Here is a 14,502-nt window from a genome sequence, read left to right as displayed (position 1 = left end):
CGCCTGGCGCGCGAACCGACCGCATCTGGCCTCTGGTCCAGGCGAAGGGCCGGCGTGGCGGCCGATACCCGGCAGGGGAGCCATCGACCCTTCGGAAACCCCCGCTTGGCGGCATTAAGAACGGGCGCTTCGCCCTCGGTTCTGGGGGACAGCCCCGGAACTGTCGCCGGTTGCGCGCCCGCTCTGCCAGCGCCCCGTTCGCGGCCAGCCAATCGGTCTGATGGGAAGAACAGGAAGAACCCCTTCGGTTGCGATCCAGCGGGCGCCATCGTTGGTCGCTCAGGCGAAGCGGCCGTATCCACGGATGCGCCGAGCAGCCGTGGAAATGACATGCAGTATCGCGCGGATTGCCTGTTCGCTCTGTTGTCGGACCGCCGTTTGATCATGCCGCGCGCTTCAGCCATATCCAGGTCACCCGCCGGAGCGGGGTGCCGCATCCCGATGCATCAACTGGGGAAAGACGTTCGTTCGGGCTGGGGCGGGATATCGCGGCTACGGGCGGCGTGATCGGCCGATGTCCGGGTTGCCCAAAGATGCAGCCGCAAGAGCCTTCTTGGAAGAAAAGCCGATCCTCCTTCCTCCTTGGGACGGTCGGGACTGCTTTTGGTCGACAGCAACCATCATCTGCCCGGGATCTGCGGCGCGGGCCTCGGTAATCGGCCTCGCACCACGCTGTTTTGATGCATTATCCTGCGTTTCATACATGTTTGCCTGCGTTTCTGAATCATGTTCTTATCGCGGCGCAACGACGAGGATTCTTGTGGGCGACCCCTTCACGACAGCCTTCTTCCTGATCGCGCGCGGCGATGCGGCCCTGATGCAGATCATCGGGCTCAGCCTGCGTGTCACCCTCAGCGCGGTAGGGATCGCCTGCGTGATCGGCCTGCCTTTGGGCGCCGCGCTGGCGCTGACGCGCTTTCCGGGACGGGGCGCGGTGATCGTCCTGTTCAATGCGCTGATGGGGCTGCCGCCGGTGGTGGCGGGGCTGGCGGTTTACCTGGTGCTGTCGCGGTCCGGGCCTCTGGGGTCGCTTGCACTCCTGTTCACCCCGACGGCCATGATCGTCGCGCAGACGCTTCTGATCCTGCCGATCGTCGTGTCGCTCACCCGCTCGGTGACCGAGGATCTCTGGGCCGAATACAGCGAACAGCTGCGAAGCCTGGGCGCAAGCCGGCTTCGGGCGGTGCCGACGCTGCTGTGGGACGGCCGCGTCAGCCTGCTGACGGGGGTTCTTGCCGGTTTCGGCCGCGCCTCGGCCGAGGTCGGTGCCGTGCTGATCGTGGGCGGCAACATCGCCGGACACACGCGGACGATGACCACGGCGATCACGCTGGAAACGAGCCGCGGCAACCTTGGCCTGGCCGTGGCGCTGGGGATCATCCTGCTGGCCCTGACACTGGCGCTGAACGCCGCCGCATGGGGCGCCGGACAATGGGCGCGGGACCGTCTGGGATGATCGCCGCCCGCAAACCGGCGCGACATCCGATCCTGCCCTTGCGGCTTGTGCGCGCGGGGCATGCTGCCGCGGGCAGGCCGCTTCTGTCGGATATCACGATCAGCATCGAGGCCGGGCGCCGGCTTGTGGTGATGGGGCCGAACGGCGCCGGCAAAAGCCTGTTCCTGCGTCTGTGCCACGGGCTGATCGAACCGACATCCGGCCTGCGGCTCTGGGCAGACGGCAGCGCCCGGGTAGCGGCGCAGGCAATGGTGTTCCAGCGCCCAGTCCTGCTGCGCCGGACCGTCGCGGCCAATATCGACTATCCGCTGTTCCTGCAGGGCCTCGGCCGCGCCGAGCGGCAGCGGCTGGTCATCCAGACGCTTCAGCGCTTCGGCCTGCAGCCGCTTTCCGACCGCCCCGCGCGCCGGCTGTCTGGGGGCGAACAGCAGCGTCTGGCCCTGGCGCGGGCCTGGGCGATGAAGCCGCAGGTGCTGTTTCTGGACGAGCCGACTTCTGCGCTTGATCCCTCTGCCACGCGGATCATCGAGGAGATGATCGAGGCCTTCTCGGCCGAGGGGATCACCATCGTGATGACCACCCACGATCTGGGCCAGGCGCGGCGCCTTGCGCAGGAGGTGGCCTTTCTGCACTGCGGCCGATTGATCGAGCATCAGCCCGCAGCACATTTCTTCGCCGGGCCCGCGACGCCCGAGGCCCGCGCCTTCCTTGCGGGCGATCTGATCTGGTAACCGAAAGACGAGAGCCATGACATCCCGCCGCCGCTTCATCCTGCCTGCCGCCGCTGCGCTGGCTCTGCTGAGCGCCTTGCCCGCTGCCGCGCAGACGTTCATTACCCTCGCCTCGACGACCTCGACCGAGAATTCCGGCCTCTTCGCGCATATCCTGCCGCTGTTCCTGCGGGACAGCGGGATCGAGGTGCGCGTCGTGGCGCAAGGCACGGGCCAGGCGCTGGAAACGGGGCGGCGCGGGGATGCCGATGTGGTGCTTGTCCATGCCCGTCCCCAGGAGGAGCAGTTCGTGGCCGAGGGTCACGGCCTGCAGCGCTTCGACGTGATGTATAACGATTTCGTCATCGTCGGCCCGATCGGGGACCCGGCAGGCGTCGGTGCCGCAGATACAGCCCCGGATGCCATGGCGGCAATTGCCGCGGCCGAAGCTCCCTTTGCCTCGCGCGGGGATGACAGCGGCACCCATGTCGCGGAGATGGCGCTTTGGCAGGCGGCAGGGCTCGCCCCTGCGGGGACCTGGTATCTGTCCACGGGTTCGGGCATGGGCGCCACGCTCAACATTGCGGCGCAGGTGCCGGCCTATGCGCTGGCCGATCGCGGCACCTGGCTTTCCTTCGAAAACCGCGGCCCGCTTGCACTCCTCTTCGATGGGGATCCGATGCTGTTCAACCCCTATGGCATCATCCTGGTCAACCCCGAACGGCACCCTCATGTGAAGGCTGTCGAAGGCCAGGCGTTCATCGACTGGATCATTTCTGCCGCAGGTCAGGCAGCGATCGCTTCCTACAGGGTAAAGGGCGAACAGCTGTTCTTCCCCAACGCCGAGTGACAGGAGCCCCGCGGCCCCGGCGCTTTGCGAGTGGCGGCCGTTGCCTTTGCGCGGCAGTCGGTTTACCTGCCGTGCATGGTCAGCCTCACGCCCCTCGAGACCTGCCTTGCGCAGGCACTGCACGGCACCGCACCCGTCCCGGCCGAGATGCTGGGGCTTGCGGCTGCCCAAGGCCTTGTTCTGGCCGAGGACATCCTGCTGCCGTGCGACCATCCCGTCACCGCGGAGGCGCTGCGGGCGGGCTATGCGGTGGCGGCGCTTGATCTCGTGGGGGCGGGCGCAGGAAACCCGGTGCCGCTGGGCGCGGCGTCGATTGTGGTGCCCGGGGAGGCATTGCCCGCAGGCGCGGATGCGGTACTGCCGCAGGATGGAACCGACGCGACGGCGGGGCTGGCCGAGGCGATCCGACCGGTTGTTCCCGGCGAAGGGGTGCGCCGCAGCGGCCATGACGGGCGCCGCGGCGACACGATCCTGCGCGCGGGCCTGCGCCTGTGCCCCCGTGCGCGGCTGGTGGCGCGACTGGCCGGCGTCGAAACGGTTCCGGTACGGCGCCCGCGGCTGCACGTCGCGCTTGAGGATGCGCGGCTGGAGGCCTTTGCCAGCGCCTTGCTTCGGGGTCTGGGGGCAGTTACCACCGATACGGACCCCCACCTTTCGCTGCGGCCCGCCCGGGACCATCGGCCACGGCTCGCGTTCAGCCCGGCCGAAACCGCCTGGTTGGGCAAGGACGGCTCGGGCCTCGTGCTGGAGGTGCCGGCGCGGTTCGATCAGGCCGTTGCGGCCCTTCTGGGGTTGGCGCTGCCGGCAATGACGGCGCTTGCGGGGGTATCGTTGGCGCTGCAGACACGGCCGCTTTCGCGCAAGGTCGTATCAACCGTCGGACTGACCGAGCTGCTGCTTCTGGGCGGCGAGGGCGGTTCCTGGCACCCGCAACCGGTCGGAACGGTGACGCTGGCCGGCCTTGCCTCTGCAACTGCCTTTGCACTTCTTCCCCCCGACAGCGAAGGATTGCCCGCTGATAGGCTGCTTGCAGCGCAGCCGATCGCCCACTTGTTCGGATGATGCCCATGCCCACCACGACCCCGATGGCCCAGCACCAGTTCCTGCGGATCCTGTCCCGCGATGCAGCCGAGGCTGCCTTTCTTGCCGCGCTGAACCCGGCACCACTGGGGATCGAAGAGGTCGCGCTGGATCATCTGTCGGGCCGGGTTCTGGCGCAAGACATTGCGGCGCCCGTCGATGCCCCGCCCTTCGACCGATCGACGGTGGATGGGTTTGCGGTACGCGCCGCGGACCTGTTCGAGGCCTCGGGCGCGGAACCGGTGCGCCTTGGACTCAATCCCGAAACCATCGCCTGTGGCACTGCACCCCGGCTTGCGGTGGCCCCCGGAACCGCCACGCCCATTGCGACCGGGGGTCCGCTGCCGCGCGGCGCCGATGCGGTGGTGATGATCGAACATACCGAACCCGAGGGCGCGCAGATCGCCGTCGCCCGTGCCGTTGCGCCCGGCTCTCACGTCGCCTTTGCCGGATCCGATATCGCCTTGGGCCAGACCCTGCTGCGCAAGGGAACCGTGATCGGCGCGCGCGAGATCGCGATGCTGGCGGCAGTGGGCCTTGACCATGCGGCGGTCTGGCGCCGCCCGCGCGTCGCGGTCCTGTCGACGGGGGATGAACTGGTGCAACCGGGCCAGCCCCTGCGGCCGGCTGCGGTCTATGACTCCAACGGACCGGTCATTGTAGCTGCGCTGCGAGAAAACGGCTGCGAGGCGGTGCACCTGGGTGCCGTCCCGGACAAGGCCGAGGCGATGACCGCGGCGGTTCAGGCGGCTTTTGCCGCGCATGACGCGCTGATCCTTTCGGGCGGCACGTCGAAGGGCGCGGGCGATCTGACCGTGGCGGTGATCGCCGGGCTTGGATCGCCGGGAATCGTCGCTCATGGGGTGGCGCTGAAGCCTGGCAAACCGCTGTGCCTTGCAGTCTGTGCGGGCAAGCCGGTGGTGGTGCTGCCCGGCTTTCCGACCTCGGCCATGTTCACCTTTCACGAACTGGTCGCCCCGGCGCTGCGCAGACTGGCGGGCCTTCCCCCGCGCAGCACGGCGCGGGTGGCGGCGCGCCTGCCGGTGCGGCTGACCTCGGAACTGGGACGAACGGAATTCGCGATGGTCGCCCTGACCGAGGGGCCCGAGGGGCTGGTGGCGCATCCCGTCTCCAAGGGGTCGGGCGCCGTGACGGCCTTTGCGCAATCCGACGGGTTCCTGACGGTGCCCGCCCTGGCCGAGAGTCTGCCAGCGGGGACCGAGGCGGAGGTGACCCTGTTCGGCCCCGCGGCCGCCCCGCCTGCGCTGGCCGTTGTCGGCAGCCATTGCGTGGGTCTGGATGCGGTGGTCGGCAGGCTTGCCGATCAGGGGCTGAGGGCGCGGATCCTTGCAACCGGGTCGCAGGGCGGGCTGGCGGCGCTGCGCCGGCGCGAATGCGACATCGCGCCCATTCACCTTCTGGATCCTGACAGCGGCCTTTACAACCGCCCGTTTCTTGCGCAGGGGATGCGGCTGATCCCGGGTTGGCGGCGGATGCAGGGGCTGCTGTTCCGCCCCGGCGATACACGCATCGAAGGCCGCACGCTTGACGAAGCTCTGGCGGCGCTGCTGGCCGATCCCGATGCGATTCTTGTCAACCGCAACCAGGGATCGGGCACGCGGCTGCTGATGGACCGGCTCCTGAAGGGCGCGCGCCCGCCCGGCTACTGGAACCAGCCCGCATCGCACAATGCGGTGGCGGCGAGCGTCGCCCAAGGCCGCGCCGACTGGGGCATGGCGATCCGCCCGGTGGCCGAGGCGATGGGGCTGGGCTTCCTGCCCGTCGCCGACGAGCATTACGATTTCGCCGTCTGGCAGGAACCCCGCGACCCCGAGGCCATCGCCGCGTTCGAGGCGGCGCTGACGGAAAGCGCCCCGGACATCCGTCGCGGCGGTTTCACTCCGGGCTGAGCGGCCCTCCGCCCACATCCTCGGGGGGGACGGCGACGGACTTCAGGATCGCGTGACAGGGCTGTCCCGGCTCCAGCGCCAGGGCGGCGACGGACCGTCGGGTGATGCGCGCAATAAGACGTTCGTTTCCGACCGCCAGCGTCACCAGCGCCCCCGGCCCCATCCCCGGACGAATTTCTGCGATGATGCCTGACAGGATGTTGAGCGATGACAGGCCGCGCGGGGCCTCGCGCGCGAGGATCACGTCGCTTGCGGCAATCCGCACCCGCAGGATCGCCCCCGGCGGGGCCGCGACTTGCGGCAGAAGAAGCGGTCCGGCCGCAGTCGCCAGTTCGCTCAGCCCGTCGTCATGATGCGCGACGACCCGGGCCGTCAGAACCGAGGCCGCATCCCGCGCGCCGACGGCGCCCGCATCGCCCAGCACCTGCCCCGGAGTCCCGACCGCCACAACCCGTCCGTCCCGCAGCGCAATCACCGTGGTCGCCAAGCGCGCCACTTCGGCCAGTGAATGGCTGACATAGAGGATCGGCACCGACACCTCGTCGCGCAGCCGTTCGAAATAGGGCAGGATCTCGGCCTTGCGCGCCTCATCCAGCGCAGCGAGCGGCTCATCGGCAAGGATCAGCCTTGGCCCCGCCAGAAGCGCCCGGCCGATGGCGACACGCTGCTTTTCGCCACCCGAAAGGGCGCCGGGGCGGCGTGTCAGCAAATGGCCGATGCCCAGCATCTCCACTACCCGGCCCAGGCTTTCGCCGCGCGCGTCACGCGGCGCGAACCAGCGGCCATAGAGCAGGTTCTGGCGCACGTTCAGATGCGGGAACAACCGCCCCTCCTGGAAGATATACCCGATGCGCCGCCGGTGTGGTGGCAGAAACTGCCCCGTCGCACTGTCCAGAAGCACCCAATCGCCAACCGTGATGTGGCCCCTGTCGGGGCGCAGAAGGCCCGCGACCGCGTTGATCAACGTCGTCTTGCCGGAACCCGACGGGCCGAAAAGCACCGTCAGCCCCGGCGGTGCCTCGGCACGCACATCAAGCGTGAAACCGGGCAGACGATGCTGGACGGACAGGCCAAGGTTCATGATCCCGAAACCGCCCTTGCAACCCGCCGCGCCGCATATTCCGAAACCAGCAGCGCCGCCATGGCGATGATGATCGCGACGATGACCAGACGGCTTGCCGCATCCTGCCCGCCGGGCACCTGCAGGAAGGCATGGATCGCCGAGGGGATCGTCTGCGTCTGGCCGGGAATGTTCGAGACGAAGGTGATCGTTGCACCGAACTCGCCCATCGCCTTGGCAAAGGCCAGCACCGCCCCGGCGATGATGCCCGGCAGGATCAGCGGCAGCGTGACTGTCAGGAACACCCAGGTCCGCGAGGCGCCCAGCGTGCCGGCTGCGGCCTCCAGCTTCGGGTCCACCGCCTCGATTGCGAGCCGGATTGCCCGCACCATGAGCGGGAAGGCCATCACCGCTGCCGCCACCGCTGCGCCTGTCCAGCGGAACGACAGCACGATCCCGAACCACTGCTCGAGAAACGGGCCGAGCCATCCGCGCCTGCCAAGGACGATCAACAGCAGATATCCGGTGACGACCGGCGGAAGGATCAGCGGCAGATGCACCAACCCATTGAGGATCTGCCGCCCCGGAAAGCGCCAGCGTGCCAAGGCATAGGCGACAAGGATGCCGAAGGGCAGGCTGACCAGCGTTGCCCAGAACGACACGCGCAGGCTGAGCCGCACCGCCTGCCACTCGGCCGGGCCGAGCCAGTTTGCCCAGTCGCCTCCCATCACTCGACGATGCTGAAGCCGAACCCGCGCCAGATGCTGCGCGCCTCTTGCGAGACCAGGAAGTCGAGGAAGGCCTGGGCATCCGGGCTTTCGCTTTGCGCAGGGATCGCGGCAGGATAGACGATCGGGTCGTGGCTTTCTTCCGGAAAGGTGCCGATGACAGTGACATTATCCTCGGCCGCCGCATCAGTGGCATAGACGATGCCCAGCGGCGCCTCATTCCGGGCCACGAAGGATAGCGCCGCGCGCACATTGTCCGATTGCACGACAAGCGGCGCCACCTGATCCCAGAGGCCGAGGTTTTCGAGCGCGTCCCTGGCGTAGATACCCGCCGGCACCGCCTCGATCAGCGCCACTGACAGCCGACCGCCGCCAAGCAGCCCTGCCAGATCCAGGTTTTCGTCGATGCTCACTTCCTCGGCGCTTCGGCCATGGGCGATCAGCACCAGCCGGTTGCCAAGAATGTCCCGGCGCGTGCCGGTCCGCAGATCGCCCGAAGCCTCGAGCGCATCCATCCAGTCGCCGCTCGCCGAGAGGAAGACATCCGCAGGCGCACCCTCCTGGATCTGCCGCGCCAAAGCCGAGGACCCCGCATAGGAGATGACGACAGGGTGGCCGGTCCTGCGCGTCCAGGCATCAGCGACGCCGTTCAGCGCATTTGTCAGGCTTGAGGCGGCAAAGACCAGAATCCCTTCTGCGCCGGCACGCGCGGGCAGAACGCTCAGCGCAAGCGCCGGCAGCGCAGCAAGCAGGATAGGCCGCATGGGGGGGCGGATCATTACAACTCCTCCCGGAATGATCACGCGATCCTATCGCAGAGAGTCCCGCCGAGCCACAAGTGATAATCGGAGCGACGGGAACCGCGACCTGGCGTTGCCCCGCCGACAGGGTTCTGCCCGACGCGCCGGGGGGCGGCTTCCGACGGACCAGCGCGCGGTCATCATGGCGATGAGGCGGGCGAGGCCGGCTCGGCTCCGCCGACAGAACAGACGCTCTTGCCGGCGACCGCACCACACTCCATGCCGTCAGTCGGCAGCAGACGGGCGTTCTGAGCGCTGTCGCCCGCCCTATTGCAGGAACTGCCGGAAGCGGCGCAGCGCAAGCCAGAACAGTACCAGCCCGATCGCCAGAAGGGCAACGAATTGCGGCCAGACCGTGCCAAGCCCGGCGCCCCGGAACAGGATGCCCTGCGACAGGATGATGAAATGGGTGTTCGGGGCCGCAAGCATGAGGGTCTGGATGATCTCGGGCATTGAGTCCCGCGGGGTCATCGCCCCGGAAAGAAGCTGAAGCGGCAGAAGGACCAGCATCATCAGCAGCGCGAATTGCGGCATGGTGCCGGCGATCGTGGCCATGAAGACCCCCAGCGCCGTCATCGCGAACAGCATCAGCAGCGTCCCGGCCATGAACAGCCAGACCGAGCCCGCCACCGGCACCGCCATCAGCCCCTGCACCACCACCAGAAGCGCGAAGCCCGAGCCCAGCAGCACCACGCCGCCCATCGACCAGATCTTCGACAGCATGATCTCGGCCGCCGTCACCGGCATGACCAGCAGATGTTCGACCGTTCCATGTTCCTTTTCGCGGATCAGCGCCGCCCCGGTCAGCACCAGCGACAGCATCGTGATCGACTGGATCACCGAGGTAATCGCGCCGAACCATTTCGGATCAAGCGCCGGGTTGTAGCGCGCACGCAGTGCCAGCCCCACCGGCAGCGCGGCTTCAGCCCGATGCCCGGCGACATATTCCGACACTTCCGCGCTGACGATCTGCTGGATATAGCCCGCGCCGGTGAAGGCCTGGCTCATCCGGGTGGCATCGATGTTCAGCTGGATCGCCGGGCGCCGGCCCGCCAGCACGTCGCGTTCGAAATCGGGCGGGATGTTCAGCGCGAAGGTATCGAGGCCCGCGTCCATCCGGCTGTCCATCTCGGTCGTGGTGATCATGTTCGGCGGCACGAAATAGGGCGGGTAGAAGGCCCCACCGATGCGCGACGACAGCTGCGAGCGGTCTTCGTCAACGATCGAGATCGCGGCGCGGGTCAGCGCCTCGGGCGAGGCATTGGAGGAGGTCCAGATCGAGAGCGAGAAGGAATAGACGATCAGCACCAGCATGATCGGGTCGCGCAAGAGGCCGCGCAATTCCTTGATCCCGAGGTTTCCGACATTCCTGAGGTTCATGCGGCTACCTTGCCTGTTTGCGCAGCGACAGCGCGGCGATGCCCAGGATCACCGGCACCGCGAGGCCCATCGCCAGGATCGGGTGGACCAGATCGGCCAGGCCGAAGGCCTTGGAAAAGGCGCCGCGGGCGGCCACCACGAACCAGGTGGTCGGATAGACCTCGCCGATCGCGCGGCCAAGGCCCGAGAGCGACGAGACCGGGTCGATCAGCCCGGAATAGGACACCGCCGGGATCATCGTCAGCAGCGCCGTCGCAAAAAGCGCGGCAACCTGGCTGGCGATGAACACCGACACAAGCAGCCCCAGCGCCGTGGTCGCCCCGACATAGACCAGCGCCGCAAGCGTCAGCCCGGCGAAGCTGCCGGAAAACGGCACGCCGAAGAAGAACACCGCCATCGCCATCATCAGGAAGAAGTTGAGCATGCCAAGCGCCACATAGGGCAGTTGCTTGCCGATCAGGAATTCCAGCCGCGTCACCGGGGTGACGTAGAAATTGATGATCGAGCCCAGCTCCTTTTCCCGCGCGACCGACAGGGTGGTCAGGATCGCCGGGATCATCAGCAGAAGCAGCAGGATCACCGCCGGCACCATGGCCACGATGCTGCGCACATCGGGATTGTAGCGGTAGCGGCTGACAAGTTCGAAACTGCCTGCGGTGGCGGCCGCGCCATAGGTTTCGCGCGCCTTGCGCAGCACCCAGTCGGCATGCATGCCCTGGACATAGCCCTGGACGGTATTGGCGCGCATCGGCATGGCGCCGTCGAACCAGGCGCCGACCTGCACATCGCGGCCGCGCGCGATATCGGCGGCAAAGCCGGGCGGGATCTCGATCACAAGGCTCAGCTCGCCCGAGCGCATCCGCGCATCCATGTCGGCATAGCCCGACAGCGGCGGATGTTCGTTGAAATAGCGCGAGCCGGCGATGTCCTGGATGTAATCGCGGCTGGTGGTGGTCTGGTCGCGGTCAAGCACGGCGAAGGACAGATCCTCGACATCCATGTTGATGCCGAAGCCGATCACCACCATCAGCAAGAGCGAGCCGATCAGCGCCATGGTGAGCCGGATCGGATCGCGCCGCAACTGCAGGGTTTCAAGCCGGGAATAGCTGAGCAGGCGGCGCAGGCTGAAGCCCGAGACGGCCTTGCCCGCGGGCGGGGCAGGGGGGGTGGACGATGGGCTGCCGGACGCGCTGGCCACACTGGCCGCGTTGGCGGCCGCGACGCGGCGGGCAGACGGGGTGCTGGCGCGGGGGGCAGCGGGGGACAGGGTGGCCCGGGGATCCGACAGCGGGTCAGAGACAGGGCGCGATCCGGGGGCGGATCCTGTGTCAGGCACCGGGCCGGATGGAGGGTCATTCGCTGGGTAAGGTATCAGACCGGATAGCGGGGCAGTTGCCCGGCCGACCGCCCTGTCATGCGCCGGGCCAGACGCCGGGTCAGACGCTGGGCCCGATGTCGCGTCAGAGGCCGGGTCCGGGCGCGCATCACCTGCTGCGTCGGCGCCGGGGCCCGGGTCAGCCGTGGTGGCGGGCAGGGCGCCAGGGCGTGCGGCGGGGCGGCCTTCCGCATCCTGGGTCGGTTCGATGGCTGGTTTGGCGGTTGGTTCTGTGGCCGGTTCGTCGGGGGTGCCGGGCGCGGGAAGGGCTGCGCCGCCGGGATCCGGGCCGGGTGCCGGGGGAATGGCGGGATCCGTGGCCGCACCGGCGTGGGCGGCAGGACCGTGTTCAGGACCGTGTTCAGGATCGGGGGCAGGGGCCGCGGCCAGGCTGGAGCCAGTGGTGGGGTTCTGAACGGCATCGGGGCCGCGATGAGGGCCGGGGGTGACGGCGGCGGGGCGCCTGGGGGTGGATGGACCGGTGTCGCCCATCGCTTCCTCGAGGCAGTCGATGAAGGCGTCTTCCAGCGTGGTGCAGCCGCGCGCGCGCATGATCGCGTCGGCGGTGTCGGTGATCAGCACCCGGCCGGCATGCATCAGCGAGATCCGGTCGCACCATTCCGCCTCGTTCATGAAATGGGTCGAGACGAAGATCGTCACCCCATCCTTGCGCGACAGCTCCGCCAGAATCCGCCAGAAGGCGTTGCGCGCCACCGGATCGACGCCCGAGGTCGGTTCGTCGAGGATCAGAATCTCGGGGCCGTGGATCATCGCGACGGCAAGCGAGAGACGCTGGCGGATGCCCAGGGGCAGCGCCTCGGGCAGGGCCTCGGTCACCTCGGCCAGATCGAAGCGCGCGATCATCTCGGCGATGCGGGCGGGAATGGCCGCGGGTGCCATCGCGAACAGCCGCGCGTGCAGGTCAAGGTTCTGCCGCACCGTCAGTTCGGAATAGAGCGAAAAGGCCTGCGACATGAAGCCGACCCGGCGCCGGACCGCCATGTCGGAGGCATCGACCGGCTGGCCGAAAAGCCTTGCGCGGCCCTCGGAGGGTTCCAGAAGCCCGGTCAGCATCTTCATCGTCGTGGTCTTGCCGCAGCCGTTCGAGCCGAGGAAGCCGAAGATCTCGCCCCGGGGAATGCGGAAGCTGACATTGTCCACCGCCACGAAATCCCCGAAGCGCTGGGTGAGGCTCTCGGCCTCTATCGCGATGTCGCGGGGGGCAGGGTCGCGCGGCGGGATCACCATCGCCGTGTCGCCGCCGCGATCCTCTTCGGGCAGCAGCGCGATGAAGGCCGCATCCAGATCGGCCGCGCCGGTGCGGGCCAGAAGATCGGCGGGGGTGCCGGTGGCAAGCACCCGGCCCGCGTTCATCGCCACCAGCCAGTCAAAGCGCGCGGCTTCCTCCATATAGGCGGTGGCGGTGACGACGCTCATGCCCGGGCGGGCGCTGCGGATCGTGTCGATCAGATCCCAGAACTGCCGGCGCGACAGCGGATCGACGCCCGTCGTGGGTTCGTCGAGGATCAGGAAATCGGGATCATGGATCAGCGCGCAGCACAGGCCGAGTTTCTGCTTCATCCCGCCCGAAAGCTTGGCCGCCGGGCGGGCGCGGAAGGCGGACATGCCGGTCGCGGCCAGAAGATCGGTGATCCGATGCTCCCGTTCGGCCCGGTCATGGCCGAAAAGCGCGCCGAAGAAATGCAGGTTCTCCTCGACCGAGAGGGTCGGATAGAGGTTGCGGCCCAGCCCCTGCGGCATGTAGGCGATGCGCGGGCAGAGGCGGGCACGATGCGCCTTGTCGCGCATGTCGCCACCCAGAACCTGCACCTCGCCCTCTTGCAGGCGGCGGGCGCCGGCGAGAAGCGACAGCAGGCTGGATTTGCCCACCCCGTCCGGGCCGATCAGCCCGACCATGCGGCCGGCGGGCAGGTCAAGCGTCACATCCTGAAGCGCGGTGGTCTTGCCATAGCGCAGCACCAGCGCCGAAACGCTGGCGACCGATGCCGCGCCCGGGGCGGATGCGGTGCCGGTCATCTGACCACATCGGCCAGGAAGGCGGGCCAGTCGGCCCCGGGGTCAAGGCGGACATAGGCCATGCCCGGCAGGCCGATCTTCACATAGTCGATGTAGCGGTGCAGCAGATCGGGATCGACCCGGGCGCGGATGCGGAACATCAGCTTTTCGCGTTCATCGGCGGTTTCGACGGTCTTGGGCGTGAACTGGGCCACATCCGCGACATAGGACACGGTGGCCGGGATCACATAGGCCTGTGCCGCATCGAGCACGAGGCGCACCTCGGCGCCCACCTGCACCCGTCCGGCCTGCGAGGTGGGCAGGAAGAAGGTCATGTAGACATCGCCGAGATCGACGAGATTCAGGATCCGACCGCCCGAGGCCACGATCTCGCCCTCCTGGGCGATCAGATACTGGATCCGGCCATCGCGGGTGGCCCTGAGCGTGGCATCGTCGATCGAGGCCTGAATGGCGTCGATCGAGGCGGCCGCCGCCTCGACCGCGGCTTCGGCATCGACGACCTGCGCCTGGGCCGAGCTGATCCCGGCCAGTGCCGCCGCATGGCTGGCCTCGGCCGAGGCGACGCCGGCCCTGGCCTGACGGTCGCGCGCCCGGTCATCATCCAGAACCTGCTGCGAAATGGCGCTGCTGCGGGCAAGCTGTTCGGACCGGACAAGCCTTTGGGCTGCCGCATCGGCCGCCGCCGTCGCCTGATCGACCTGGGCAAGGGCGGCGCGTTCCTGCGCCTCGGCCTGGGTGACAAGCGCGGTTGCGGTTTCCACGCCGATGCGCGCCCGGCGCAGCTGTGCCTCGGCCTGACGTTTCTGGGCGTTCAGCTGCACGACATCCATCTGCACCAGCACATCCCCAGCATGCACGAAGCTGCCTTCCTTCGCGGTGATCCGGGCGATGCGTCCGCCCGTCAACGCCGCCACGTCGATCTCGGTCGCCTCGATCCGGCCATTGCCCTGGGCAAAGCCGGCGGGCAGGCCGCCGGTCTGCAGCGATTGCCAAGCGAGATAGGCAAGCGCCGCCCCGAGCAGAAGCACCAGCGGCAGAAGGGCTTTAGAGGGAAGTCTCGGCATGATCAGAATCCTGACGGGATGTGTCGCGGGGCCGGCCGGTCTGTGCCAGGGG

At 68.3% G+C, this 14,502-nt stretch carries 10 protein-coding genes and 2 pseudogenes; 5 read left to right on the top strand and 7 right to left on the bottom strand.

Features of this window, described 5'->3' with window-relative positions:
• Positions 1-817 precede the first annotated feature (817 nt).
• The 5 genes from ACFQXB_RS10525 to ACFQXB_RS10505 are packed head-to-tail and all read left to right on the top strand — an operon-like array spanning position 818 to position 6,006.
• Positions 818-1,456 carry an ABC transporter permease gene (locus tag ACFQXB_RS10525; RefSeq protein WP_377403644.1) on the top strand — a complete coding sequence of 213 codons (639 nt, stop codon included), beginning with the start codon at positions 818-820 and terminating at the stop codon, positions 1,454-1,456.
• A complete protein-coding gene (locus ACFQXB_RS10520) occupies positions 1,453-2,187 on the top strand; it encodes an ATP-binding cassette domain-containing protein (RefSeq protein WP_377403148.1) in 735 nt (244 codons plus the stop codon). The genes ACFQXB_RS10525 and ACFQXB_RS10520 overlap by 4 nt, the downstream gene beginning before the upstream one ends.
• A 16-nt stretch (positions 2,188-2,203) precedes the next feature.
• Entirely contained in the window at positions 2,204-3,016 is an 813-nt protein-coding gene (locus ACFQXB_RS10515; RefSeq protein WP_377403146.1) for a substrate-binding domain-containing protein, read from the top strand.
• A 30-nt stretch (positions 3,017-3,046) separates the two neighbouring features.
• Entirely contained in the window at positions 3,047-4,078 is a 1,032-nt protein-coding gene (locus ACFQXB_RS10510; RefSeq protein WP_377403144.1) for a hypothetical protein, read from the top strand.
• Positions 4,079-4,083: 5 nt separating this feature from the next.
• On the top strand, positions 4,084-6,006 hold the full coding sequence (locus ACFQXB_RS10505) for a molybdopterin biosynthesis protein (protein WP_377403142.1): 1,923 nt from the start codon (positions 4,084-4,086) through the stop codon (positions 6,004-6,006).
• On the opposite strand, the gene modC is transcribed toward ACFQXB_RS10505, so the two are convergent.
• From modC to ACFQXB_RS10475, 7 genes and pseudogenes are all read right to left on the bottom strand, one after another.
• The gene (gene modC, locus ACFQXB_RS10500; RefSeq protein WP_377403140.1) at positions 5,993-7,087 is read right to left on the bottom strand and encodes a molybdenum ABC transporter ATP-binding protein; all 1,095 of its coding nucleotides are present in this window, start codon (positions 7,085-7,087) and stop codon (positions 5,993-5,995) included. The genes ACFQXB_RS10505 and modC overlap by 14 nt on opposite strands.
• The gene (modB, locus tag ACFQXB_RS10495) at positions 7,084-7,794 is read right to left on the bottom strand and encodes a molybdate ABC transporter permease subunit (RefSeq protein WP_377403641.1); all 711 of its coding nucleotides are present in this window, start codon (positions 7,792-7,794) and stop codon (positions 7,084-7,086) included. Before modB ends, modC begins: the two co-directional genes overlap by 4 nt.
• Positions 7,794-8,573: a molybdate ABC transporter substrate-binding protein gene (gene modA, locus ACFQXB_RS10490; protein WP_377403138.1), complete on the bottom strand. Its 780-nt coding sequence runs from the start codon at positions 8,571-8,573 to the stop codon at positions 7,794-7,796. Before modA ends, modB begins: the two co-directional genes overlap by 1 nt.
• A 288-nt stretch (positions 8,574-8,861) precedes the next feature.
• The gene (locus tag ACFQXB_RS10485) at positions 8,862-9,974 is read right to left on the bottom strand and encodes an ABC transporter permease (RefSeq protein ID WP_377403136.1); all 1,113 of its coding nucleotides are present in this window, start codon (positions 9,972-9,974) and stop codon (positions 8,862-8,864) included.
• Positions 9,975-9,978: 4 nt separating this feature from the next.
• Positions 9,979-11,010 (bottom strand): annotated as a pseudogene (locus tag ACFQXB_RS20315) (ABC transporter permease); the annotation flags it as partial.
• Between the two features lie 792 nt (positions 11,011-11,802).
• Positions 11,803-13,386: pseudogene (locus ACFQXB_RS20310) on the bottom strand (ATP-binding cassette domain-containing protein); the annotation flags it as partial.
• Complete coding sequence (locus ACFQXB_RS10475; RefSeq protein WP_377403132.1) at positions 13,383-14,450, bottom strand: HlyD family secretion protein; 1,068 nt, start codon at positions 14,448-14,450, stop codon at positions 13,383-13,385. The gene ACFQXB_RS10475 and the pseudogene ACFQXB_RS20310, both read right to left, overlap by 4 nt.
• Positions 14,451-14,502 lie beyond the last annotated feature (52 nt).

Origin of the sequence: Halodurantibacterium daqingense (assembly GCF_042666235.1) — a bacterium.
Taxonomy (GTDB): Bacteria; Pseudomonadota; Alphaproteobacteria; order Rhodobacterales; family Rhodobacteraceae; genus Halodurantibacterium; species Halodurantibacterium daqingensis.
This window is presented reverse-complemented; position numbering and strand designations above follow the sequence as displayed.